Origin of the sequence: Denitromonas ohlonensis (assembly GCF_007625205.1) — a bacterium.
Lineage (GTDB): Bacteria > Pseudomonadota > Gammaproteobacteria > Burkholderiales > Rhodocyclaceae > Nitrogeniibacter > Nitrogeniibacter ohlonensis.
Genome location: NZ_VMNI01000001.1, coordinates 123,071 through 145,288, shown reverse-complemented (window position 1 = coordinate 145,288; position 22,218 = coordinate 123,071). Strand labels below are relative to the sequence as shown.

Below are 22,218 nucleotides of genomic sequence, written 5' to 3'. Positions count from 1 at the left end.
GCGCAGGGCGACGGTGACCTTGACGCCGGAGTCGTTCAGGTTCTGGGCGTGGGCGTGGCCCTGGGAGCCGTAGCCGACGATGGTGACCTTCTTGCCCTTGATCAGGGAGAGGTCGGCGTCCTTGTCGTAATAAACTTTCATATCAATCCTGGTAAATGGTTTGCGCTGCGCACGTGTGGCGGAGCGTCGATGCTTTCAAGGAAGCGGCGTTGCGCTGCGCCCCGGGGTTCGGGCGAGCGGGCCGTGCTCGGTCCCCCGCCGGTCACGCTTGTGGCGTGCCGGCAGGGGCGGGTGTGCGGTGGTTTTCGGGTTCGAACGGGCATCAGCCGTGGAGCAGTCCGGGTAGCCACAGCGATAGTGCTGGCACATAAGTCACCAGCGCCAGTGCCGCGATCAGTGCGACGTAGAACGGCCGCATTTCGCGGACGATGTCTGACACCTTGGTGCGCGACACCGACCCGGCGACGAACAGCAGCACGCCGACCGGCGGTGTCAGCTGGCCAATGACCAGATTGATCAGCAGCACAATGCCGAAGTGGGTCAGGTCGATGCCGAAGGTCGCCAGTACGGGCAACAGGATCGGCACCAGGATGATCATGATGGCGATCGACTCCATGATCATGCCGAGCAGCAATAGGGCGAGGTTCAGCATCAGCAACAGGGCCCAGGGACTGGCAGTGACCTGCTTGATCGTCTCGACCAGCAGCTGGGGCGCTTGCTCGACAGCGAGGATCCAGCTGAACGGCGAGGCAGCGGCCACGATGGCGAGGATTACCGCCGTCTCCATGGCGGTGGTGCGCAACACCTTGGGCAGCATCCTGAATGACAGGCTGCGGTAGACGAAAACCCCGATGATGAAGGCGTAGGCGGCGGCGACACCGGCAATTTCTGTCGCCGTGAACAAGCCGGCGCGGAAGCCGCCGAGGATCAGCACCGGCATCATCAGCGCCCAGAACGCATCCTTGAACGCCACCCAAAGGCGCGCGCGCGACAGGCCGCCATCCTTGGGGAAATTGCGTCGGGCCGCGACCAGGGCCACCACCACCATCAAGCTGCTGGCGATCAGCAGGCCGGGGATCACGCCGGCCCAGAACAGGTCGCCGAGTGACGTGTTGGCTTGCCAGGCGTAGATCACCATCAGGATCGATGGCGGAATGATCGGCCCCAGCGACGACGAGGATGCGCACAACGCCGCGGCGAATCCCTGGCCGCAGCCAGCCTTGGTCAGCTGCGGCACGAAGATGCGCGATGAGGCGGCGCAGTCGGCTACCGATGAGCCGGAGATGCCGGCGAGAAATACATTGCTGATGACGACCGACTGGGCGAGGCCGCCGCGGATGTGGCCGACGAAGGCGCGGGTCAGGGCGAACAGGCGGTCGCTGATGCCTGATTCGTTCATCAGCGCGCCGGCCAGGGTAAATAGCAGCACCGCCAGCAGCGGGAAGGATTGCACGCCGGCGCTGATACGCTGCGCGACGATACCGAGGGAGAAATCGCCGGTGGCGATGACGGCAATCGCCGCCCCGGCCATCGCGATGAAGATCGGCATGCCGAGCAGTAGCAGCGCGGCAAAGCTCAGGGAGAGGAAGATCATGTCGGTTACCTACTCAAGATGCTCAAGCTCACCGGCAAACACGGCGGCGGGGCCGGATTCGACCAGGATACGGGTCATGTGCAGCAGCAACAGCACAAGACCGACCGGCAGCGCGCCATCGAGCGTGCCTTGTGATAGTTGGAGCATTGGCGTCTGCGCGCCGAGCACGTCGGTGAAGTTGATCGAGGCTGACCACAGCAGGGTGCCAACCGCGGAAAAGCCCAGGATCACACCAATCCAGGCCATGAAGCGAAAGCCCGGGCGCATGAACAGGCCACCAACGAGGTCGATGCGGATGTGCATGCGGTGGCGGATGGCGGCGGCACCGCCGATGAACATCAGCCAGGTGAACAGGATCACGATCAGCTCCTGATCCCAGGTCAGCGGGTCGTTCCAGACGTAGCGGACGATCACCCCGAGAAAGACGATGCAGGCAATCACTGCGTGCGCCGCGCTCAGAAACCAGTCCTCCAGTGTGCCGACTAAATCGTCGAGGCGGATCAATGCCCGTCGCAGCGCGCCGGACCGCAATTGCGCGGTCGCGGCGGTGGCGACGCCCGGGGTCAGGACTCCGGGCCGGGCAGGGAATAGTGACTTGGTGCTGTCCATTTCCATGTCCTTGTCGTGCATCGGGGCGATCAGTTCAACTTACCGGTGTATTGCTCGAGCAGGGTCCAGGCCACGTCGCCGAACTTTTTGTGCCATTCGGCGTAGAAGCCCGCCTCGCGCAGCTTGGCGCGGAAGGGCTCGGCGTCGGCGGTGTTGATGACCATGCCCTTGGCGGCCAGCTCGGCGCGCAGGGTGTCGTTGAGCTGGCGCACGTCTTCACGCTGCCGGGTGGCTGCCAGGTTGACGTTGCGGCGGACGATTTCCTGCAGGTCGGCCGGCATGCGCTCGAACTTCGCCTTGTTGCCGAGGAACCAGAAGCCGTCCCACATGTGGTTGGTGATCGAACAGTATTTCTGTACTTCGTCGAGCTTGGCGGTGGCGATGATGGCGAGCGGGTTTTCCTGGCCGTCGACCACCTTGGTCTGCAGCGCGGAATACACCTCGGCAAAGTTGATGGTCGCCGGCGCTGCCTCGAAGGCCTTGAACATCGATACCCAGAACGGACTCGGCGGGATGCGCAGCTTCATGCCCTTGAGGTCGTCCGGGGTGTTGACCGCACGGGTGCTGGAGGTCATCTGGCGGTAGCCGTTGTCCCAGATCTTCTCGAAGGCGAACAGCGTCGACTTGGCGGCGATCTCCTGACGCACATGTGCCCCGAGATCTCCGTCCATCGCGGCCCACACCTGGTCGTAGTCCTTGAAGGCGAAGCCGACACCGCTGATCTGCGCCGAGGGCACCAGGTTGCCGAGGATCAGCGGCGACAAGGTGAAGTAGTCGATCGCGCCGGAGCGGACCTGCGACAGCATGTCGGTGTCGTTGCCGAGCTGGTTGTTCGGATAGACCTGGAACTCGATACGGCCCTTGGACTCCTCGTTGATGGCCTTGGCCATCTCCATGGCCCGCACGTTCATCGGGTGGGTGACCGGCAGGTTGTTGGCGTACTTCAGCGTGAAGTCGGCGGCGTGGGCGGTGCCCAGGGCCAGGCTGAGTGCGGTGGCGCCGAGGGCGCTGATCAGGGTGCGTCGTGTGAAGGTCATGTTTGTCTCCTTGTGTTTTAAGAAACGGAGCATCGAGGCCCCGCCGGGTACTTCATTGGCCGGATCGCCGTCAAGCGGTGTTGCGCGCCCCGGGCCAGGGGTGAAGCATCAAAATTCCGTGTTTGCGCGCTGTCAGGCGCTCAGCCCTCTGGCAGCCATTCTTCGAGCGTGACCTCGAAGGTCATGCAGATCGGGTTGGCGCCGGCGATGAAGGGGCCGCCGTAAACATTGCCCTGCGTGTCGGCCACTACGCCGGTGAGCGCTGCGCTGAGCGATCCGTCGGCGGTCGAGCGCACCTCGCCGGCCAGACTCACGACTTCGATTGCCGGCCCCTTGATCTCGACGCACTGGCCGTCGAGCGTGCCGAGGCAACCGTCTACCAGACTGCCCAGTGCGCCGCGCACGAAGGCGTTGCGGAAACCCTCGGCAAGGCAGAGTTTCTCGACGCCGGTCACCAGATCCTCGTTGGGGGCGATGCGGGCGTAGGCGACGCGACCCATGCGGCCGTTCTCGACGACCGTGGCAATGGCGTTACTCATCGGGGTGTTCCTCGTGGGGTTGGAGTAGCGGAATGTTGGTTTCCGGGTCGTGACTGACCCGCAGTTCGAAGCCGTGCAGCGCCGTCACCAGCACCGGGATCGGCGTCGGGCCGACGATGCTCATGTCGCACAGGATGTGGCCGCCGCGTGTCTGGCCGTCTTCGGTGCGGATGCTGGCGTGGCAGTGCACGATCGGTTTGCCGTGCTGGTTCTTGCCCAGCGTGGCGTTGCCGAACACCAGGTAGCTGCGCCCCGCCGGGATTGGCGCGGAGTAAGCAGCCACGGCCTGGCCACTGCCGTCCGGCGCCGCACAGCAGTACGACAAGGTGTCGAAGAAGCCACCGAGAATTGTCGTCGAGGCGCTCTTCACGCCGGCCGCAGCCAGCGGCCCGATCAGCGCGTCGTACAGGCTGAGGCCGGGTTGCAGCAGGAGGCGGTAGTGCGCGCCATGGTCGGCGTGGCGGCTGTGGATGCGCACCGGATTGAAGGCGCCCGGATGCACCAGGGTGCGTGGCCGTGACGGACGGCTGAGTGGCTGGCGCATCACAGCACCTTCTCCACCAGATCGCCGCGCGCATAGAGCTGTGCGCGCACATCCTTCTTGGTGATCTTGCCGTAGCCCGACTTGGGTAGTGCTTCCCAGAAGAACACGTGCCTCGGCCAGCGGTAGCGTGCGCAGCGGCCGTCGAGATGGGCCAGCAGACCGGCTTCGTCCACCGCCAACGCGTCCGGGCGGCGCACCACGACGGCCACGCCGCTCTCACCCCATTTGTCGTCCGGTACGCCGAGCACTGCCACCTCGAGCACGCCGGGGTGAGTCAGCAGCACTTCCTCGACCTCGCGGGGGTACACGTTCGATCCGCCCGAGATGTACATGTCGGATTCGCGGCCGGTGATGAACAGCATGCCGCGCGCATCGATACGGCCCAGGTCGCCGGTGTGGAACCAGCCTCCATTGAGTGCCTTCTCGGTCGCCTCTGCATTGCCGTGGTAGCCGGCGAACACGGCCGGGCCGCGGCAGCAGATCTCGCCCACCTCGCCGACCGGCAGCGGTTCGAGATCCGGGCCGAGGATCGCCACTTCCATGCCGGTGCGCGGGCGCCCGCAGGAGCCGATGTTGGCGTCCGGATCGTCGTCATCGGCCGAGTGCATGTGCGGTGGCAGTACGGTGATGCAGCCGGTTACCTCGCCGAGGCCGAAGTACTGGACCAGCACCTTGCCGAGCTTCTGCAGGGCGAGCTTCTGGTCGGCGCGGTACATCGGTGCGCCGGCGTAGATCATGTAGCGCAGCGTGCTGTGGTCGTACTGGTCGACCGCGGGGTGTTCGACCAGCATCTTGACGATGGTGGGCACCGTGAACAGGTTGGAGACGCGATGGCGTTCGACGAGTTGCCAGAACACCTCGGGGTCGAGCTTTTCCGACGGCAGCAGCACCGTCGCCGCGCCGCGGGCGACGTTGAGCAGCGCGTGGATGCCGGCGCCGTGCGACAGCGGCGCCACGGCGATGGAACAGTCGCGCTCAGTGGTGCCGGGGATCAGGTCGGCCAGGTGGTTGGTGATCACGAAGCTCAGCTGGCCGTGGGTCAGCACCCCGGCCTTCGGCTTGCCGGTGGTGCCCGAGGTGTAGAAGAACCACAGCGGGGTGTCGTAGTCGACGGTGGCCGGTGCCGGCCGCTGGCCGAGATGCTCGCGCACCAGCGCTTCGTAGCCGTACTCGCCGGGACGTGGCGTGCCGATGGTGATCACATGGCGCAGCGCCTGGGCCGCGTCGTGCACGGCATCGGTGCAGTCGGCGAAGGCGTCTTCGACGATCATCGCGCTCGCCCCGCTGGACGCGCCGAGGTAGGCGATCTCCGGTGCCGTCATGCGGAAGTTGGTCGGCACCCACACGCAACCGAGGCGAAAGGCGACCCAGCAGCTCTCGAACAGCTGCAGGGTGTTGCGCGATTGCACCAGGATGCGCTCGCCGGGCTGGAGGCCCAGCCGGCGCAGTGCGGCGACCATGGCGTCGACCCGTGTGTCGATCTCGGCCCAGGTCCAGCACTGATCGCCCTGGATCAGCGCCAGGTGGTCGGGGTAGAGGCGGGCGCTCTGGGCGAGCAGCGTGCCGACATTCATGACCTGGGCGGCGTTCATACGGCCTCCAGAATGCTCAGGTAGTTGGCAACGGCCGCGCCGCCCATATTGAACACGGCGCCGCGACGGGCGTTGGCGATCTGCATGTCGCCGGCCTGGCCGGTGAGTTGCATGGCGGCCATCACATGCTGCGAAACGCCAGTAGCGCCGATCGGATGGCCGCGCGACTTGAGCCCGCCCGAAGGATTAACCGGCAGCGTGCCGCCCCGCGTGGTGACGCCCTCCAGAATGACCTGTGCACCCTGGCCGTGCGGTGCCAGGCCCATGGCTTCATATTCGAGGAGCTCGGCGATGGTGAAGCAGTCGTGGGTCTCGACGAACTGCAGCGCATCGAGCGACAGCTGCGCGGCGTCGAGGCCGCGCTGCCAGGTGAGCGCCGCGCCTTCGAAGCGCGTCGGGTCGCGGCGGCTCAGTGGCAGGAATTCATTCACCTGGGTACGCGACACCCAGCGCACGCTGTTGACGCCGGCGATCTGCTCGCGTGACAGCACCAGCGCGGCCGCGCCATCCGACACCAGCGAGCAGTCGGAGCGCTTCAACGGGCCGGCGACGAAGGGGTTCTTGTCCGACGGCGTGCGGCAGAAATCGAAGCCGAGGTCGCGCCGCATGTGGGCATACGGGTTGCGCATGCCATTGCTGTGGTTCTTGGCCGAGATGGCGGCCAGCGCGTCGGACTGGTCACCGAATCGGTCGAAGTAGCCGCTGGCGATCTGGCCGAACACGCCGGCGAAGCCACCCGGGGTGTCGCCTTCTTCCTTGACGTAGGAGCATTTGAGCAGCGTCTCGCCGATCTGCGGGCCGGGCAGCGTGTTCATCTTCTCGAAGCCGACTACCAGCACACGTTTCATGCGGCCGGCGCCGAGCGCATCGAGCGCCGCCCAGATTGCAGCCGAACCGGTGGCGCAGGCGTTCTCCATGCGCACCGCGGGTGTGTGGCGGAAGGCGGGCATCGCCTGCGCGACCAGCGCGGCGCTGAAGTCCTGGCGCAGGAAGCCGCCGTTGAAGTGGCCGACGAAGATGCCGTCGATGTCCTCCGGCGCGAGGCCGGCGGCAGCCAGAGCTGGTTCGACCGCGTCGCGGAGCATCTGCTCGACGTCGAGGTTGTCGTGTTTGCCGAACGGGGTGTGACCCCAGCCGATGATGTAGGAAGGATGCATCAGTGACTCCGATAGGGTGGTGGAGTAGGGAATGGGTAGCGCGCGCAGACCAAGCTGCCCGGTCGGCAGTGGTGTTGCGAGATGCTGCCTTTAGCTGTCGAGCAGGTTGGGCTGAACGATGCCGAAACGCGCCATGCGGCGGTAGATGGTGGTTCGCGCGGTGTTGAATTCGCGCGCGGTGGAAGAGACGTTCCACCGGTTGCGCCGCAGGCTGAGCAGCAGTAGGCTGCGCGCGTCCTCGGGGGCGGCGTTGCCCACCGTGTGCCGGGGGGCGTCGTGCCCTGCGTTGGCGGGGCCCGCCATCATGTCGGTGATGCCGCTCTCCAGCGCCGTCTCGATGTCGATGGCGCGGATGCCGGGCGCGTCACTCAGCCAGGCGGCCGTGGTCAACACCTGTCTGAGTTGGCGGACATTGCCGGGCCAGCGCAGGCGGGCAATCAGCCGATTGGCACAGGGTTCGAGCGTCAGCCGCCGGCCGATCACCGTTTGCTCCGCGGCGAGCAGGCGGCGTGCCAGCTCGCCGATATCGGTTCGGGTGCGCAGTGGCGGCAGGGTGACGGCGAGCCCGTGCAGGCGGAATAGCAGGTCCTCGCGGAACGCATGGCGCGCGGCACGTTCCTGCAGATCGCGGTGGGTGGCGCTGATGATGCGGAAGTCGGTCTTGATCGGCGTGTCGGCGCCGACTGGCGTGACTTCCTTCTCGGCCAGCACCCGCAGCAGGCGTGACTGCATTGCCAGCGGCATGTCGCCGATCTCGTCGAGGAACAACGTACCGCCGTTGGCCTGCTGGATCAGGCCGCGGGCGCCGCGGGTGCTGGCACCGGTGAAGGCGCCAGCGCGGTGGCCGAACAGTTCGCTCTCGATCAGACCCTCGGGGATCGATGCACAGTTGAGCGCCACGAAAGGCCCGTTGCAGCGCGCGCTGGCCGCATGGATGGCGCGGGCGAACAGCTCCTTGCCGGTGCCGGTTTCGCCATGCAGCAGAATGGGCAGATTGGACTTGGCGGCCCGCTGCAGGCGATGGACGACGGTGGCAATGGTGGTGTCGCCGAGGGCGAGCGGGGCGAAGGCGGCGTGTTCGAGGTCGGAGTCTGCCGGCAGTGGGTAAGCGGTATCGCGTTTCACGTGCTTGCCGTGTGTCCAGCCCTTGAATGGTGTGGCGGTGTAGCGCATATCCTGGCTTCCTTCTTCGCGGTGGCCTTGTGGGCCGCATCGCGCTGTGCAGTGAGTGGCGCCAGTCTAGGTTTGCAGATACATTTCAGGAAGTTTTGATTTTGTATCGATTGATTCGAGATTTAAATGGATATACGTCACCTCAGAGTCTTTGTCGCGGTCGCCGAAGAGCTGCATTTCGGCCGGGCGGCCGAGCGGCTCAATCTCTCGCAACCGCCGGTGAGCATCGCCATCAAGGAGCTCGAGGAAGAGCTCGGCTTGCGCTTGTTCGAACGCACGTCACGGCGGATCGAACTGACCGATGGTGGTTCGGCGGTGCTCAACGATGCGCGCGCCGTGCTCAATAGGCTGCAGGTGCTGCGCGAGAATGCGCGCAAGGTGTCACTGGGGCGCGTCGGCTCCATTTCGCTGGGCACCACCACGCTGCCGACCTTCTCCTTTTTGCCGGATATCCTGCGCCGCTTCACGCTGGACTTCCCCGATGTGCAGCTCGGCCTGATGGAGACCACCTCAGACCAGATCCTGGTCGGTCTCGAGCGCGGCACCTACGACATCGGATTCATGTTCACCATGCCGGTCAAGGTGCCGGGCCTGAGCTATCTGCCCATCGGGCGCGAACCGTTGATCCTGGCGCTGCCCGAGGATCATCCGGCTGCCCGCCTGGCACGGGTGCCGCTGGAGATGCTGGCGTCGGACAAGTTCCTGGTGTTCGAGCGCCAGGCGGGGCCGCTGATGTTCGACAGCATGGTGGCCTTGTGCATGCGCCACGGTTTCAGCCCCAAGATATTCACCGCGCGTCTGATGCCGACCATCATCAGTCTGGTGTCCGCGGGGATCGGTGTGGCCTTGCTGCCGATCTGTTTCCAGAGCCTGCGGCGTGAGGGTGTGGTGTATCGGCCGCTGGCCGGTGAATCCTCTCTTGTCGAATCCGGGGCGGCCTGGCGCACCGACGACACCTCTTTGGTGGTGGGGGCCTTCCTGCGTTATCTGCCCGAGGGGCTGAAGCCATTGGCGAGCGATACAGGCGATGCGTGAGCCGCTGCAGGTGTATCACGAGGGGGGCAGGTGCAGCGTCTCTCGGGCTGCTGGCAGATAGGCCCTGCTCCGGTGCAATCCCTTGTGCGGGAAGGGATACGCATCTCTTGGAAATGAATGGCATGGGCCTTGCGTAATGGGAACGTCGAAGTCCGATCAACCCATTTCAAGAGGTTATTCCCATGCCCCAACATTCATCCCGAATTGCCCTGATCACCGGTGCAGCGAGCGGCATCGGCCGCAGTGTCGCGGAACGGCTGGCCTTGCAGGACGGAGCAATGGTCTGCATCGTCGACCGCGAGGCGGACGCCGCGCGCGAAGCGGCACACAGCATCGAAGCGGCCGGCGGCCGTGCGCAGACCTTTGTCGCCGATCTGGCTGACAGCGCCGCGGTGCAGCGCATGCTGAACCGGATCGACGCCGAGATCGGCATGCCGGACATCGTGATCAACAACGCTGGCATTGCCGCCACCATCCCGGTGCTCGACTATCCGCTGTCGCACTGGCAGCTGACGATGGCGGTGAATGTGACCGCACCGATGCTGATCATCCAGCACGTGCTGCGCGGCATGAAAGCCCGGGGCTGGGGGCGCGTGGTCAACGTGGCGTCGATCAGCGGCGTGCGCGCTGGCACCGGCCGGCTCGGCTACGGCACCTCGAAAGCGGCGCTGCTAGCCCTGACGCGCCAGTTCGCCGTCGAGGCCGCCGAATGGGGCGTGACCGTGAATGCGGTGGCGCCGGGGCCAATCGAGACGCCGATGGTCAAGCAGATGCACGGCGGCAGTTCGACCGACATCTACCGCGACATGATGCCGATGCGCCGCTACGGCGCGGTGGCCGACATCGCGCATGCGATCGCCTTCCTGGCGTCGGAGAACTCGGGCTTCATCACCGGCGAAACGCTGGCGGTCGACGGCGGCTTCCTCGCTAGCGGCCTGCTGGTGCGTGACCTGTTCGCCGCGACGCCGCTGGCGGTCGCGGCCCATTCCTGAGCGGAGGCGGACACTATGGCGATCTACAGCTACGACGGGCGTGCGCCCGATATCGACGCGTCGGCCTATGTGGCCGATTCGGCCACCGTCATCGGCCAGGTCCGGCTCGGGCCGAATGCCAGTGTCTGGGACCAGGCGGCGCTGCGCGGCGACAACGAGCCGATCGAGATTGGCGCCGGCAGCAATGTGCAGGAAGGCGCGGTGCTGCATAACGACCCGGGCTTCCCGCTCACGGTCGGCGCCGATGTCACCATCGGACACCAGGCCATGCTGCACGGCTGCACCATCGGTGATGGCGCGCTGATCGGCATCCAGGCGGTGATCCTCAACGGCGCGGTGATCGGCCGCAACTGTCTGGTCGGCGCAGGCACGGTGGTGACCGAGGGCAAGGTGTTTCCCGACAACTCGCTGATCGTCGGCACGCCAGCGCGGGTGGTGCGTCAGATCGACGAAGCCGACGCGGCCAATTTCGTGGCCAACGCGCACGACTATGTTGAGCGCGCCGAGCGCTTCAAGCGCCTGGTCAAGCGCGTCGGCTGAACCCGGCAGAGCCGGTGGGCGCCCCGTCACGGACTGACGGGGCGTTTTTCTTTGGTTGGCCGCCGCCGGCTTCAGTCGGCATCCAGCCGCATTCCGGTGACGTCGATCAGCATGCTGCCGTGCGCTGGCGGCGGGCCGGGGTCGATGGTGCCGAGGACGCGACGTAGCGGCGAGCGGCTGACCAGCAGCGCATCCTGACGCACATTGGTGCCGCTGCCGCGTGCAAACATCAGCCGCCCCGCGCTGCCGTAGTGGGGCAGCTTGCGCGCCAGCGTGGCGATGTCGGCCGGGGTGTCGGCGCCGATCCAGCCCAGCGGTGCGCGGGCGGTGTCGGTGTCGAGCAACACGGCGGTATGTTCGCTGCGGGGGTAGGTCTGATCGGCGATGCGTACGTCGTCGCCGGTGATGGACTGGCCGGCGCCATCAAGGCGTGCCGCAGTGGTCTTGCGCCAGCGGTTGTCCCAGCCGAGCAGCCAGATGGCGCCATCGGCCGGCAGGGCGTCGAGCGTGTCGTCGCGCACCACCTTGATGTTGTCGAAGCGCTGCGCCCAGCCGCCGGCAAGGCGCTGCCAGGCTGCGCGGACGTCGGCGGAGGCGGCCGAGGGCAGAACCAGCCATTGTGTGCGGGCACCGAACAGGCGGGCGAGCGAGGCGGGGCGCTCGGCGGGATCGAGCAGGCGAAAAATGTCGTAGTCCGGATCGACGTCGACGCGCGTCGGTGCCGTAGCAAAGCTCTGCCGTAGCCGCGCCTCGCGACCGGTGAACACCAGCTCAAACCGATGCACCGTCGCCGAGCCGGCTACCTGCACCGCCACCGGCACGCGCAGCGGGTAGGCCGGGCCGGGCTGGGTCTGGCGCAGTATCAGGTGCAGCACGTGATGGCCGTTCGGGCCGGCGCTGACGCGTAACTGCGTGATCTTGATGGCCGGCGCGCCGGGCTGGTCAAACCACCGCTCGGCCAGCGTGCCGGCCGAGGCGGTGGTGGTGAAGACCCGGCGCACGGTGTCGAAGCTGGCCGTGGTGAAGCGGTGCTGCTGCCACAGCGTGCGCAGCGCGGAGACGAAGGCGGGGTCGCCCATCTGCCGGCGCAGCATGTGAAAGAGCATCAGCGCCTTGCCGTAGCCGACCGCCTGGCTGGCCTCGCTGTGGCGGCTGACGAAGTCGCGCAGCGGCATGTCGCGCCCTTCGGTGGCGAAGGCGGCGTAGCGTTCGAGCTGCTTGCGGCGGTATTCGGCGCCCTGGCCGCGGGCTTCCTGGATCAGGTGGTCGGCCAGATAGGCGGTGAGCCCTTCGGACCAGTTGCCGTCGCGCGCATCGACCCACACGCCGTTGCCCCACCAGTTGTGCAGGATCTCGTGCGGCAGCGACGAATACAGGATGAACGGCAGGCGCATGACTTGTGCGCCAAGCAGGGTGAAGGACGGCATGCCGTAGCCGGTCGGCCAGCGGTTTTCGACCACCGCGAATTTCGGGTAGGGGTAGTCGCCGATCAGCGTGCTGTAGAGGTCGAGGTATTGGCCCATCACGCCAAGGTAGCGACCGGCCAGTGCCGCGTCGTCGTTGCGCAGATAGACTTCAAGTTCGACCGCGCCGTGCGCCGCGGCATGGCGCCGATAGGGGCCGGCGAGCAGGTAGATGTCGTCTTGCGGCGCGGTGGCGGTCCAGTGCGTCGCGCTGTCGCGTCGCCCCTGGCTGATGACCGACCAGCCGGCGGGCGCCTCGACAGCGAGCGAAAAGCGCATTGGCTGCTCGCCAAAGCGCGGGTACCAGCCGCTGGCGCCGTCGAGGAAGACGCCGTCGGCGTCGAGGGCGGCGCGCGGCATGCCGTGTTCGGCGTGGGCCGGGCCGGGATCGATGCGTCCGGAATAGCGTAAGGTAAGCGCACGCCCGCCGGTCTTCGGTGTCAGGCGATAGTGGCGGAACCGTGCGCGCGAATCGTCGTCCAACCGCTCGATGCTCGCGCCCTCGGCAAGCGGCGTGAAGCTGGCCGCCAGGCTGAAGTCGAGCGAGGCGGCGCTGCCTGCGGGGGGTGTGAGCACATCGACGACCTCGATCTGGCCGGCGTCAGGCAACAAGCGAACGCTCAAGTCGTGATGGATGGCGCCGTCTGCCCATGCGGGTGTTAGGAACAGACCGAATACAATCATGCAGCCGCTGAGCACTGCCTGCCACGGCCGCTGCCAAGGATGGAAACGCACGATGATCAAAGCTGGTTTTCTCCCGATGATTCGCCGCGCCGCATTCGCGCTCGCCGTGTTTGTCGTGCCCGGTGTGATGGCCGCGGATGCTGACGCCCCGTTCAACCCGCCGGTGCTGAATCTGAACGCCGCGCTGAGCCTGCAGGAAACCCTGGCGGCGCTGCCCGATGATGCCACCGTCTTCGTGGGCGAGACGCATACGCGCTACGACCATCACTTGGTCCAGCTTGAGACGCTGAGGTTCCTGCATGCGCGCACGCCCAACATCGCGATTGGTGTGGAGTGGTTTCAGACGCCTTTCCAGACGCATCTGGATGACTACCTCGCCGGGCGCACTACCGAAGCCGAGATGCTCGAGCGCACCGGCTATTTCGACCGCTGGCGCTTTGATTATCGCTTGTATCGGCCGGTGATCGAGTTCGCCCGCGCCAACCGCATCCCCATCGTCGCGCTGAATGCGCCGGTCGAGCTGACCCGCAAGATCGGCGAGGGCGGCCTGGCGGCGCTCACGCCCGAGGCCCGCGCGAGCTTGCCGGCCGACTACGCCCGTGGCAACGCGATCTACGATGCACGGGTGCGCAAGGCCTTCAACATGCACCCCATGGAAGGCGCCCGATTCGAAAACTTTCTGGAGGTGATGCTGACCTGGGACGAGACCATGGCCGCCACCGCCGCCGCGCATCTGGCGGCGAACCCGGGGCGGCGCATGGTCATCTTTGCGGGCAGCGGCCACATCGCGCACCGCGACGGCATCCCGGCCCGGCTGGAGCGGCGCACCGGCAAGCGGGTGAGCACGGTGCTGGTCGCCGGTGAGCACACGGCCGAGCCCGGCATTGCCGACTTCTTCGTGCTGTCGGCGCCGCGTGAACTGCCACCGGCGGGCCTGCTCGGCGCGTATCTGGAGAACGCTAAAGACGGTGTGCGCGTGGGTGCCCTGACCGAGGAAAGCGGCCTGGGCATGGCCGGCATTGCCAAGGATGACATTTTGCTGGCCATCGACGGGAAGCCGGTTTCAGGTTTTGCTGCCGTCAAAATGCATTTGCTCGACAAGAAACCAGGCGACAAGATCGATGTGCGCTACCGTCACCGAAACTGGCTGGGCAGCGAGAAGGAGTCGACCGTGATGGTCATGCTCGGTGGCGAGTCGCCTCCACACCTGCCGCAATGAGGCACGCATGCTGAGTTTCAGCGGGGTCGTCAAACGCTACGCCCAGCCTGAAGGCGAGGTGACCGTGCTGGCCGGGGTGGATCTGGCCATCGCTGCCGGTGAGGCGGTGGCGCTGCTCGGCGAGAGCGGCAGTGGCAAGAGCACCTTGCTGCATCTGGCGGCCGGGCTCGATACGCCGGACGCCGGCATCATTCAGGTGGGCGGGCAGACGCTGGCGGCGATGGATGATCGCGCGCTGGCGGCGCTGCGCCGTGGCACGGTCAGCCTGGTGTTTCAGCAGTTTCACCTGATCGGCACGCTCAGCGTGGCCGACAATATCCGCTTTCAGGCGGCGCTGTGTGGCCGGCTTGATGCGGCCTTCGAAGCCGAGTTGATCGACCGTCTCGGCCTGGCCACCCAGCTCGACAAATATCCCCACCAGCTCTCCGGTGGCCAGCAACAGCGCGTGGCGATTGCCCGTGCCTTGCTGCATCGGCCCGCGCTGGTGCTCGCCGACGAGCCCACCGGCAACCTCGACGAGCGCAGCAGTGGTGCGGTGATGGCGCTGTTTCGCGATCTCGTTAAAGCCGCCGGCAGCGCCTTGCTGATGGTCACCCATAGCCGCGACATGGCCGACTATCTCGACCGCCGGCTGTGGCTGCGTGAGGGCCGCCTGCACCATGAACCGGGCTGAACCGGAGCGGCTCGGCGGCGTCATTCGCGCGCTGCTCAGTCACTACTGGCGCCACCCCTGGCAGGCGGTGTTTCTGCTCGCCGGGCTGGTGGCGGGCGTGGCGCTGTGGTCGGCGGTGCAGATCATCAACAGCCATGCGCGGGCCAGCTATGCCGAGGCCGACTTCGTGCTTGGCGCGCAGGCCAGTCACTGGATTCGCAGTCGCAGCGGCGCCGGCGTGGCACAAGCCGACTACATCGCGCTGCGCCGCGCCGGTTTTCGCCAGGTGTTTCCGGTGGTGCAGGCGCGGGTGTCGACCGCCGACAACGCGCCGCTGGCGATCATCGCCACCGACCTGCTGGCGCTGCCGACCGGCATGGCGGGCGAGGGCGGCGACGCCTTCGACAATGCCAGCCTCGATTGGCTGGCGTTTGTTCAGCCGCCCTATCAGGCATGGGTTCCGGCGGCGGTGGCGAGTGAGCTGGGTATCGCCGAGGGCGAGCAACTGAGGCTGCACGATGGCCGACGGTTGCCGCCGGCGGTGATCGCCGCGCGCGAACAGCAAGGCCGGCAGATTTTCATGGATGTGGGCGCCGCGCTCTCGCTGCTCGGCCGCGACCGCTTTACCGCGCTGGCGGTCGGGCCGGTGTTGCCCGACGAGGTCGCGCGCCTCGCTGCGGCCTTGCCCGCCGATCTCATGCTCGACGCCAACCAGCAGCGCCTCGACCTCACCCAGCTCACCGCCAGCCTGCACACCCAGCTCACCGCGATGAGCCTGCTGTCCTTCGCGGTTGGCCTGTTCATCGTCTTCAACGCCGTGCGGTTTTCGCTGTGGTATCGCCGCCCGACCTTGCGCACGCTGCGTCTGGTGGGCGTCAGCGTGCGTGCGCTGGCATTGGCGATTGTGGCCGAGACACTGGTGTGGAGCGTGCTTGGCAGCGCGTTCGGTTTGCTGGCGGGCTGGGGGATCAGTCATGCGCTGTTGCCCAGCGTCAGCGCCAGCTTGCAGAACTTGTACGGCGCGGTGGTCGGGGCCGATCTGCTGCTCGACCCGGTGACCATCGCCATCGCCTGGGGAATGACGCTGGTCGGCCTCGCCTTTGCGCTGGCCTGGCCGCTGCTGTTGCAATTGCGCGGTCCGGTCTTGCCCGGTGGCAGTGCGTCGGCGGGCGTGATGGCCGAGGCGCGGGCGCGGCGGGTGCTGCTGGTCGGCGCTGGTGCGCTGGCGCTGGCGGCGGCCGGCGTGTATTGGCAGATGGGCACGGTGATCGAAGGCTTCGTGCTGCTCGGTCTGGTGTTGTTCGCCGCGGCCTGGGCCTTGCCGCAGGCGCTGGCCAGCGCCCATCGCCTGCTCGGCCGCGCCCTGGCGGGCGCGCCGCTGGTGCAGCGCTGGATTGTCAGCGATGGCTGGGCACAACTGCCGGCACTGCGCACGGCGATGATGGCGCTGCTGCTGGCGCTGACCGCCAACCTCGGCGTCGAAACCCTGGTCGGCAGCTTTCGCACCGCGCTGGCCGGCTGGCTGGACCAGCGCATTGGCGCCGACATGTATGTGAACAGCGCGCAGCTCGACACACGCCGCTTTGTGGCCGACCCGGGCAATGCCGACTGGTTGGCTACTGCGCACGCGCGCACCGGCGTGACGATCCGCTGGCAGGGCCGGCCGACCAAGGTGTATGGCCTCGACACCGCCACGCCGGACACCCGCGCCTTACCGCTGGCGCAGGCCGAGCCGGACGCGCTGGCGCGCTGGTCGGGCGGTGACCGGCGGATTCTCGCCAACGAGCAAGCGCACTACCTCGGCGGCCTGCGCCTCGGCCAGACGGTGACGCTGCCCACCGATGGCGGCGCCACCGACTACACCGTGGCCGGCTTCTTTCATGACTATGGCAATCCGTATTTTCAGTTTTACCTGCCGCGCGAGGAAGTGGCCCGCCGCTGGCGCGATGTGCACTCGACCGGGCTCGCCCTGTGGCTCAAACCCGGCGTGAGTGGCGAAACCGCCGAGACCGCGCTGGTGGCCGCCGGCGCCCAGCCCGGCGAGTGGTTCGCGCAGGGCGACATCAAGCGGCTGTCGATGAAGATCTTCGATCGCACCTTTGCCATGACCGCCGCCATGAACACGCTCACCTTGCTGGTGGCCGGCGCCGCGCTGCTCACCGCGCTGCTCGCGATCCTGCACGAGCGCCTGCCCGAGTTCGCGCAGTGGCGCGCGCTGGGCGTGACCCGGCGCGAGTTGCTGCGGGTGATCGCGGTGCCGCTCGCGCTGTTCGTGACGCTCACCTGGCTGGCCGCGATCCCGCTAGGCGCGCTGCTGTCGTGGCTGCTGATTCACGAGCTCAACGTGATGTCCTTCGGTTGGAGCATGCCCATGCTGTGGTCACCGCAGCCGGCGCTCAAGCTCGGCCTGCTCAGCGCCGGCATTGTCGTGCTGGTGCTGATAATCGTGCTCAGCCAGCTCACGCGCAAACTGCCGCAGGCCATGGCGCAACTGGGGAGCGCGCAATGAAAGCCATTTTCCTGCTGGCGCTCGCCTTGCTGATCGGCCCGGCGGCCGCGCAGGGCGACCCCTACCAGGTGTTGCGCAGCACCGGCGAGGGCTATGCCACGGTGGTGCCTGGCCGCGCCTTCAGCTTCCCGGCCGATCATCTGCCGCACCCGGACTACCGCATCGAATGGTGGTATCTCACCGCCAATCTCAAGGACGCCAAGGGGCGCGACTGGGGCCTGCAATGGACGCTGTTCCGCCAGGCCACGAGCCCGGCGACCAAAACCGACGGGTGGGACAGCAACCAGATCTGGATGGCCCACGCCGCCATCACCACGCCCGACGGCCACCGCCATGAGCAGCGCTTTGCCCGAGGTGGCATCGGGCAGGCCGATGTGCGGCTTGAGAACGGGGCCTTTGCCGCCTGGCTGGACGACTGGTCGCTGATCAGCGAAGGCCCTGACATGCTGCCGGGGCGGCTGCGCTTCACGGTGGGCGAGGTGGTGATCGACATGCGTCTGGCCAGCGACACGCCGCCGGTGCTGCAAGGCAAGGGCGGCTACAGCCAGAAATCGGCGCAGGGGCAGGCGAGCTATTACTACAGCCAGCCGCATATTTCGGTGAGTGGATCGGTGGTGGTCGATGGCCAAGCGACGGCGCTGACCGGCACCGGCTGGCTCGACCGCGAATGGAGCTCGCAGCCGCTGGCCGACAACCAGCAGGGCTGGGACTGGTTCTCGCTGCATCTGGCAGACGGGCATGCGCTGATGGTGTATCGCCTGCGCCACGATGATGGCCAGCATTGGCTCAGCGGCAGCTGGGTCGCCCCGGACGGCACAGCGCGCACGCTGGGCGCCGACGAGATTGAGCTGACCGTACTCGATACCCGCCGTGTGCGCACCCCGACCGCGGCCAACCCCGAGGCCACCCGAGATTTGCCGTTGACCTGGCGGGTGAGTCTGCCCGGATTGAAGCGCGAATGGACGGTGCGCGCGCTCATCGACGACCAGTGGATGGGCGGGCGCTTTCCCTACTGGGAGGGTGTGGTGCTGGTGGACGAGGGGGCGAGTGGCGTCGGCTTTCTGGAGATGACTGGCTACCGCCCCTGATCGCTTGCTGCGGCGATGCGTGGTCGGCGCACCACGGTAATCTGCCGCGCCCGCAACTGACCGCAGCCGCCATCGACCTCTTGCCCCGCGGAATGGCGCAGCTTGGTGAGGATGCCGGCGCGGTGCAGGAAGCGGGCGTGCTCGGCGGCCTTCTCCCAGCTGGGGCGGCGGAAGTCGAGGCCGTCGATGGCGTTGTAGGGGATCAGGTTCATCAGCGCGAACTTGCCCTTGAGCAGGCGCACGATGCCTTCCATTTCGGCCGGGCTGTCGTTCACACCGTCAATCAGCGTCCATTGATACTGGATGGGGTAGTCGGTGGCACGGGCGTAGATCTCGCCGGCTTCGACCAGTTCTTCCGGTGTCATGCGCGGGGCGCGCGGCAGCAGCTTTTCGCGCAGCGCGGCGTCGGCGGTGTGCAGCGACAGCGCCAGCGCCGGCTTGATGCGCTGGCGCGGCAAGGCGTCGAACACCCGCGGATCGCCCACCGTGGAAAACACCAGGTTCTTGTGGCCGATGGCGCCTTCGGAGCCGAGCAGGTCGATGGCTTCGAGCACGTTCTCAAGGTTGTGCGCCGGCTCGCCCATGCCCATGAACACCACTTTCTTCACCGCCCGCATGCGCCGCGCCAGCACCACCTGCGCAACGATTTCGGCGCTGCCGAGCTGGCGGATCAAACCGTCGCGACCGGTCATGCAGAACACGCAACCGACCGCACAACCGAGCTGGGTCGATACGCACAGCCCGCCGCGCGGCAGCAGCACGCTCTCCACCGTTTGCCCGTCGGCCAGTTCCACCAGCAAGCGCGAGGCGCCGTCTTCGCCGGGGTGTTCAGACTTCAGCGTGGCCAGCCCGTCGAGCACCGGGGTGATCGACGGCAGCGCATTGCGCACCGCCAGCGGCAAGAAATGCTCCGCCGGCCGCGGCCCGCCATCGAGCGGCAGCCGTTGCGCCCAGGCGCGCAACAGACGCGCCTCATGGCAGGGCTTGGCGCCGAGGTCGCGGAACTGCTGACGGAGGGTGTCGATATGCATGGGGCGGCTGCTGGCAGAAGAGAATCAGGGAGGATTGTAATCTGCCTGCCCGTCGTTGACGGGACCCGTGCGCGGTGGCTGACTTACTGCGCGGCCTGTCCCGGGAAAAGCGCGTTCACCAGTTCGGCGATTTTTGCTTCGGCATCGATGAATTTGCCCATATTGGCGCCCCCGCGAAGCGAGTCGTAGGTGGCTTCGCCAGCGGGTTTGGCGTGCTTGTAAACCTTGATTTCGGCATATGCCATATAGAGCGCGAGATCCCAGCGCCAGTTTGCCGTGTAGGTCGAGGTGATCGCGCAGTCGTTGAAAGAAGACGCTGCCGGCAGCTTTCTCACGACATAGTTTTTAGCGGTGAGGGCATTGCGATAGGCGTCAAGAAAAGTCGCTTTCACGGCCGAGTTTTCGATAATGCAGACTTCGTTGCTATCGAACTTTTCGACCGGCGTGACTTTTTGATGGATGGCGCAACCTGAAAGCACGGCGGCGGCAATAAGCGTAGTGGTGGTGCGAGCAAGCATGAAGACCCTCGAGTGTTGAGCGATTGACATGTCGCTCGCAGAGATGGCCGCACACTATAAATTCTTGTAGCCGTATTGGATACCAATAAAGCGTGGTCGGTCGCGGTTTGTTCGACGAGAGATCGCCCGTACTACCGCCCCCAGATCACCGACAGCGTGGCATCGGTACCGCACTGTCGGCGATAGCGAGCGTAGGCCTCGGGGCGTTGTCGGGCGAAATCCTGGTGCACCGCCTCGGCGGGGTAGAAGCGCGCGGCATCCTGGATTTCAGTGGCCAGTTCGCGGCGGAACTTGAGCTGCGCGAGCACCGTGCGGGACTCTTCGGCGAGGCGTCGCTGGCGGGGCGTGTGAGCGTAGATCGCGGTGGTGTAGGAGGGCCCCACATCGCAGAACTGGCCCTGGCGGTCGATGGGGTTGATGCTGTGCCAGTAGGCGACGAGCAAGGTTTCGTAGTCGAGCCGGTCGGGGTCGTAGCGCACTTGCACAGCTTCGCGGTGGCCGGTTTTGCCGGTGGTGACGCGCTCGTAGGTGGGCGCGTCGTCGTGGCCGCCGGTGTAGCCGGTGGTGGTTTCCAGCACGCCGGGGAGCTTGTCGAAGGCGGCCTCCAGCGACCAGAAGCAGCCGCCGGCAAAGGTGGCCACGGCGTCGGAAGCCGCGTCGGCGGGCGCGCCAAGGCTGGCGAGGAGCAGTGCCATGCCTGTGACTAGCCGTGAGGTGCGGGGCGAGTGCTTCATGGCGCTCCTGTTTGCGCAGTCTGCGTAGCTTGGGTTGAGCAACGCGAGGCCCAACGGCAACGGATGGTTCGGAGACGATATGTGTTGGGATTCGCTGCGCTCAACCCAAGCTACGCCTCAATTCTCACGCCCCTCAGGCGTTCTTCCCTTTCTGCCACAGCACATCCCCATGCCCGTCCACCTTGTTCAGATGGCGCCCGAGCACGAACATCAGGTCTGACAGTCGGTTGAGGTATTGACGAGGGCCGTCGTTGACGGCTTCTTCCTGCGCCAGACCGACCAGCATGCGTTCGGCGCGGCGGCAGACGGTGCGGCACAGGTGGGCCTGGCTGGCGGCGCGGGATCCGCCGGGGAGGATGAAGTCTTTGAGCGGGGAGAGGTCTTCGTTCCAGGCGTCGAGCGCGGCTTCGAGTTTGTCGACCTGTTTGGTGGAGATCATGCTCATGCCGGGGATGCACACTTCGCCGCCCAGATCGAAGAGGTCGTGCTGCACGTCGGTGAGCAGGGCGCGTACGTCGTCGGGCAGGGTCTCGGTGAGCAGCAGGCCGACGCAGGCGTTGAGTTCGTCGATTTCACCCAGCGAGTGGATGCGCAGGCTGTTCTTGGAGACGCGATTGCCGTCGCCGAGGCCGGTGGTGCCGGCGTCGCCGGTGCGGGTGTAGATCTTGGAGAGGCGGTGTCCCATGGCGGTGTCTTGTGGTTGATTGATGTTGCCCGATTGTAGCGGTGGTGGCGGCAGGTTGCATGGCGAGCGCTTACCAATGCTTACAACCGGTTTGTCTTCCGTTCGCGGTGGGTCGGCGTTATTGCCGGTGTGGGCCCCACTCACACACACTGAACAGGAGTTTGATCATGAAGACACTCATTACGCTTGGCGCCATCATTGCGGCCTGCACGCTGTCGGTGCCGGCCATGGCAGAGCGCGGCGGTGATCGGGTGGATGCTCGCCAGGATCGCCAGCAGCATCGTATTGACCGCGGCGTGCGCTCGGGCGATTTGACCCGCCCCGAAGCGCGCCGACTCGATCGCGGGCAGAACCGCATTGATCGCATGCAGGATCGGGCTCGGGCCGACGGGCATGTGAGTCGCAACGAGCGGGCGCGCATCCACAAGGAAGTCGCCCGTCAGGACCGCCACATTTACCGTGAGCGGCATGACCGCCAGGTGAGCCGCCGCGACCATAACGACCGTGGCTGGCATCGCGGCCATCGCAATGCGCCGGCCTATGGTTACTACGGCTATCGCCCGGTGGTGCAACACGCGCCGGTGGTTCGCCGGGTCTATGTGGACCGGGAGCCGAGCATCTCTTTCGTGCTAAATCTGCCGTAACCCAAACGGTGTTCGATGGATCGCCCCGCCAGGGTGCCGGTGCGACCGGTCCGGCGGGGCGATGTCCGTTTATTGGCGGGCGTTTTGTATGCCCTGAAATTCGTCGCCTTGAAGGCAGTTTTTGCGCCCGGTGGCCGCCCCGTTTGTGCAAAGCGCCATGCTAAGATGCCCGCTTTGAT

General features: G+C 66.5%; 21 protein-coding genes and 1 pseudogene. 8 read left to right on the top strand and 14 right to left on the bottom strand.

All coding sequences use genetic code 11. The features are described from left to right. The 9 genes and pseudogenes from FHP89_RS00730 to FHP89_RS00690 all read right to left on the bottom strand — a co-directional run. A pseudogene (locus FHP89_RS00730) lies at nucleotides 1-141 on the bottom strand (ketol-acid reductoisomerase); the annotation flags it as partial. Nucleotides 142-322: 181 nt separating this feature from the next. Then, a complete protein-coding gene (locus tag FHP89_RS00725; protein WP_144176545.1) occupies nucleotides 323-1,594 on the bottom strand; it encodes a TRAP transporter large permease in 1,272 nt (423 codons plus the stop codon). 9 nt (nucleotides 1,595-1,603) lie between these two features. Then, a complete protein-coding gene (locus tag FHP89_RS00720; RefSeq protein ID WP_144176544.1) occupies nucleotides 1,604-2,224 on the bottom strand; it encodes a TRAP transporter small permease in 621 nt (206 codons plus the stop codon). 8 nt (nucleotides 2,225-2,232) lie between these two features. After that, the gene (locus tag FHP89_RS00715; RefSeq protein ID WP_144176543.1) at nucleotides 2,233-3,240 is read right to left on the bottom strand and encodes a TRAP transporter substrate-binding protein; all 1,008 of its coding nucleotides are present in this window, start codon (nucleotides 3,238-3,240) and stop codon (nucleotides 2,233-2,235) included. Between the two features lie 140 nt (nucleotides 3,241-3,380). Next, on the bottom strand, nucleotides 3,381-3,779 hold the full coding sequence (locus tag FHP89_RS00710) for a PPC domain-containing DNA-binding protein (protein ID WP_222105285.1): 399 nt from the start codon (nucleotides 3,777-3,779) through the stop codon (nucleotides 3,381-3,383). Next, the gene (locus FHP89_RS00705; protein ID WP_144176542.1) at nucleotides 3,772-4,323 is read right to left on the bottom strand and encodes a DUF296 domain-containing protein; all 552 of its coding nucleotides are present in this window, start codon (nucleotides 4,321-4,323) and stop codon (nucleotides 3,772-3,774) included. The genes FHP89_RS00710 and FHP89_RS00705 overlap by 8 nt, the downstream gene beginning before the upstream one ends. Further along, entirely contained in the window at nucleotides 4,323-5,915 is a 1,593-nt protein-coding gene (locus FHP89_RS00700) for an acyl-CoA synthetase (protein ID WP_144176541.1), read from the bottom strand. Before FHP89_RS00700 ends, FHP89_RS00705 begins: the two co-directional genes overlap by 1 nt. After that, complete coding sequence (locus FHP89_RS00695) at nucleotides 5,912-7,072, bottom strand: acetyl-CoA acetyltransferase (RefSeq protein ID WP_144176540.1); 1,161 nt, start codon at nucleotides 7,070-7,072, stop codon at nucleotides 5,912-5,914. The genes FHP89_RS00700 and FHP89_RS00695 overlap by 4 nt, the downstream gene beginning before the upstream one ends. Before the next feature lie 90 nt (nucleotides 7,073-7,162). After that, nucleotides 7,163-8,245: a sigma-54-dependent Fis family transcriptional regulator gene (locus FHP89_RS00690; RefSeq protein ID WP_144176539.1), complete on the bottom strand. Its 1,083-nt coding sequence runs from the start codon at nucleotides 8,243-8,245 to the stop codon at nucleotides 7,163-7,165. Nucleotides 8,246-8,371: 126 nt separating this feature from the next. Here FHP89_RS00690 and FHP89_RS00685 point away from each other — a divergent pair, with 126 nt between their 5' ends. From FHP89_RS00685 to FHP89_RS00675, 3 genes are all read left to right on the top strand, one after another. After that, nucleotides 8,372-9,280 (top strand): LysR family transcriptional regulator, encoded by a 909-nt coding sequence (locus FHP89_RS00685; RefSeq protein WP_144176538.1) that lies wholly within the window; start codon nucleotides 8,372-8,374, stop codon nucleotides 9,278-9,280. Between the two features lie 182 nt (nucleotides 9,281-9,462). Continuing rightward, a complete protein-coding gene (locus FHP89_RS00680) occupies nucleotides 9,463-10,272 on the top strand; it encodes an SDR family NAD(P)-dependent oxidoreductase (RefSeq protein WP_144176537.1) in 810 nt (269 codons plus the stop codon). Nucleotides 10,273-10,287: 15 nt separating this feature from the next. Then, the gene (locus tag FHP89_RS00675; protein ID WP_144176536.1) at nucleotides 10,288-10,812 is read left to right on the top strand and encodes a gamma carbonic anhydrase family protein; all 525 of its coding nucleotides are present in this window, start codon (nucleotides 10,288-10,290) and stop codon (nucleotides 10,810-10,812) included. Between the two features lie 71 nt (nucleotides 10,813-10,883). On the opposite strand, the gene FHP89_RS00670 is transcribed toward FHP89_RS00675, so the two are convergent. Next, nucleotides 10,884-12,887 (bottom strand): M1 family metallopeptidase, encoded by a 2,004-nt coding sequence (locus tag FHP89_RS00670; RefSeq protein ID WP_144176535.1) that lies wholly within the window; start codon nucleotides 12,885-12,887, stop codon nucleotides 10,884-10,886. 124 nt (nucleotides 12,888-13,011) lie between these two features. On the opposite strand from FHP89_RS00670, the gene FHP89_RS00665 reads away from it, so the two are divergent. Genes FHP89_RS00665 through FHP89_RS00650 form a run of 4 tightly spaced genes read left to right on the top strand, consistent with a single transcriptional unit; the run spans nucleotide 13,012 to nucleotide 18,427 of the window. Then, nucleotides 13,012-14,178, top strand: coding sequence for a ChaN family lipoprotein (locus FHP89_RS00665; protein ID WP_186300271.1), 1,167 nt, complete (start codon nucleotides 13,012-13,014; stop codon nucleotides 14,176-14,178). 7 nt (nucleotides 14,179-14,185) lie between these two features. After that, nucleotides 14,186-14,851, top strand: a complete 666-nt coding sequence (locus tag FHP89_RS00660) for an ABC transporter ATP-binding protein (RefSeq protein WP_144176533.1) — start codon at nucleotides 14,186-14,188, stop codon at nucleotides 14,849-14,851. Continuing rightward, on the top strand, nucleotides 14,838-17,339 hold the full coding sequence (locus tag FHP89_RS00655) for an ABC transporter permease (RefSeq protein WP_144176532.1): 2,502 nt from the start codon (nucleotides 14,838-14,840) through the stop codon (nucleotides 17,337-17,339). The genes FHP89_RS00660 and FHP89_RS00655 overlap by 14 nt, the downstream gene beginning before the upstream one ends. Further along, nucleotides 17,336-18,427 carry a lipocalin-like domain-containing protein gene (locus tag FHP89_RS00650; protein ID WP_144176531.1) on the top strand — a complete coding sequence of 364 codons (1,092 nt, stop codon included), beginning with the start codon at nucleotides 17,336-17,338 and terminating at the stop codon, nucleotides 18,425-18,427. The genes FHP89_RS00655 and FHP89_RS00650 overlap by 4 nt, the downstream gene beginning before the upstream one ends. Here FHP89_RS00650 and FHP89_RS00645 read toward each other — a convergent pair. The 4 genes from FHP89_RS00645 to FHP89_RS00630 form a co-directional block, all read right to left on the bottom strand. After that, a complete protein-coding gene (locus FHP89_RS00645) occupies nucleotides 18,415-19,458 on the bottom strand; it encodes an RNA methyltransferase (RefSeq protein WP_144176530.1) in 1,044 nt (347 codons plus the stop codon). The genes FHP89_RS00650 and FHP89_RS00645 overlap by 13 nt on opposite strands. Before the next feature lie 83 nt (nucleotides 19,459-19,541). After that, nucleotides 19,542-19,976, bottom strand: coding sequence for an Sbal_3080 family lipoprotein (locus tag FHP89_RS00640; RefSeq protein ID WP_186300270.1), 435 nt, complete (start codon nucleotides 19,974-19,976; stop codon nucleotides 19,542-19,544). Nucleotides 19,977-20,107: 131 nt separating this feature from the next. Then, nucleotides 20,108-20,671, bottom strand: coding sequence for a peptide-methionine (S)-S-oxide reductase MsrA (gene msrA / locus FHP89_RS00635; protein ID WP_144176528.1), 564 nt, complete (start codon nucleotides 20,669-20,671; stop codon nucleotides 20,108-20,110). 172 nt (nucleotides 20,672-20,843) lie between these two features. Next, nucleotides 20,844-21,395 (bottom strand): cob(I)yrinic acid a,c-diamide adenosyltransferase, encoded by a 552-nt coding sequence (locus FHP89_RS00630; protein WP_144176527.1) that lies wholly within the window; start codon nucleotides 21,393-21,395, stop codon nucleotides 20,844-20,846. Nucleotides 21,396-21,562: 167 nt separating this feature from the next. Between FHP89_RS00630 and FHP89_RS00625 the strand changes: the two genes are divergently transcribed. Then, nucleotides 21,563-22,039, top strand: a complete 477-nt coding sequence (locus FHP89_RS00625; RefSeq protein WP_144176526.1) for a hypothetical protein — start codon at nucleotides 21,563-21,565, stop codon at nucleotides 22,037-22,039. Nucleotides 22,040-22,218: the final 179 nt, after the last annotated feature.

Coding starts and splice junctions, on each gene's coding strand:
- FHP89_RS00710 (WP_222105285.1), bottom strand. CDS start 3,779: ATGAGTAACGCCATTGCCACGGTCGTCGAGAACGGCCGCATGGGTCGC.
- FHP89_RS00645 (WP_144176530.1), bottom strand. CDS start 19,458: ATGCATATCGACACCCTCCGTCAGCAGTTCCGCGACCTCGGCGCCAAG.
- FHP89_RS00675 (WP_144176536.1), top strand. CDS start 10,288: ATGGCGATCTACAGCTACGACGGGCGTGCGCCCGATATCGACGCGTCG.
- msrA (WP_144176528.1), bottom strand. CDS start 20,671: ATGGCACTGCTCCTCGCCAGCCTTGGCGCGCCCGCCGACGCGGCTTCC.
- FHP89_RS00640 (WP_186300270.1), bottom strand. CDS start 19,976: ATGCTTGCTCGCACCACCACTACGCTTATTGCCGCCGCCGTGCTTTCA.
- FHP89_RS00655 (WP_144176532.1), top strand. CDS start 14,838: ATGAACCGGGCTGAACCGGAGCGGCTCGGCGGCGTCATTCGCGCGCTG.
- FHP89_RS00700 (WP_144176541.1), bottom strand. CDS start 5,915: ATGAACGCCGCCCAGGTCATGAATGTCGGCACGCTGCTCGCCCAGAGC.
- FHP89_RS00695 (WP_144176540.1), bottom strand. CDS start 7,072: ATGCATCCTTCCTACATCATCGGCTGGGGTCACACCCCGTTCGGCAAA.
- FHP89_RS00660 (WP_144176533.1), top strand. CDS start 14,186: ATGCTGAGTTTCAGCGGGGTCGTCAAACGCTACGCCCAGCCTGAAGGC.
- FHP89_RS00630 (WP_144176527.1), bottom strand. CDS start 21,395: ATGGGACACCGCCTCTCCAAGATCTACACCCGCACCGGCGACGCCGGC.
- FHP89_RS00625 (WP_144176526.1), top strand. CDS start 21,563: ATGAAGACACTCATTACGCTTGGCGCCATCATTGCGGCCTGCACGCTG.
- FHP89_RS00650 (WP_144176531.1), top strand. CDS start 17,336: ATGAAAGCCATTTTCCTGCTGGCGCTCGCCTTGCTGATCGGCCCGGCG.
- FHP89_RS00685 (WP_144176538.1), top strand. CDS start 8,372: ATGGATATACGTCACCTCAGAGTCTTTGTCGCGGTCGCCGAAGAGCTG.
- FHP89_RS00690 (WP_144176539.1), bottom strand. CDS start 8,245: ATGCGCTACACCGCCACACCATTCAAGGGCTGGACACACGGCAAGCAC.
- FHP89_RS00720 (WP_144176544.1), bottom strand. CDS start 2,224: ATGCACGACAAGGACATGGAAATGGACAGCACCAAGTCACTATTCCCT.
- FHP89_RS00705 (WP_144176542.1), bottom strand. CDS start 4,323: ATGCGCCAGCCACTCAGCCGTCCGTCACGGCCACGCACCCTGGTGCAT.
- FHP89_RS00680 (WP_144176537.1), top strand. CDS start 9,463: ATGCCCCAACATTCATCCCGAATTGCCCTGATCACCGGTGCAGCGAGC.
- FHP89_RS00715 (WP_144176543.1), bottom strand. CDS start 3,240: ATGACCTTCACACGACGCACCCTGATCAGCGCCCTCGGCGCCACCGCA.
- FHP89_RS00665 (WP_186300271.1), top strand. CDS start 13,012: ATGATCAAAGCTGGTTTTCTCCCGATGATTCGCCGCGCCGCATTCGCG.
- FHP89_RS00725 (WP_144176545.1), bottom strand. CDS start 1,594: ATGATCTTCCTCTCCCTGAGCTTTGCCGCGCTGCTACTGCTCGGCATG.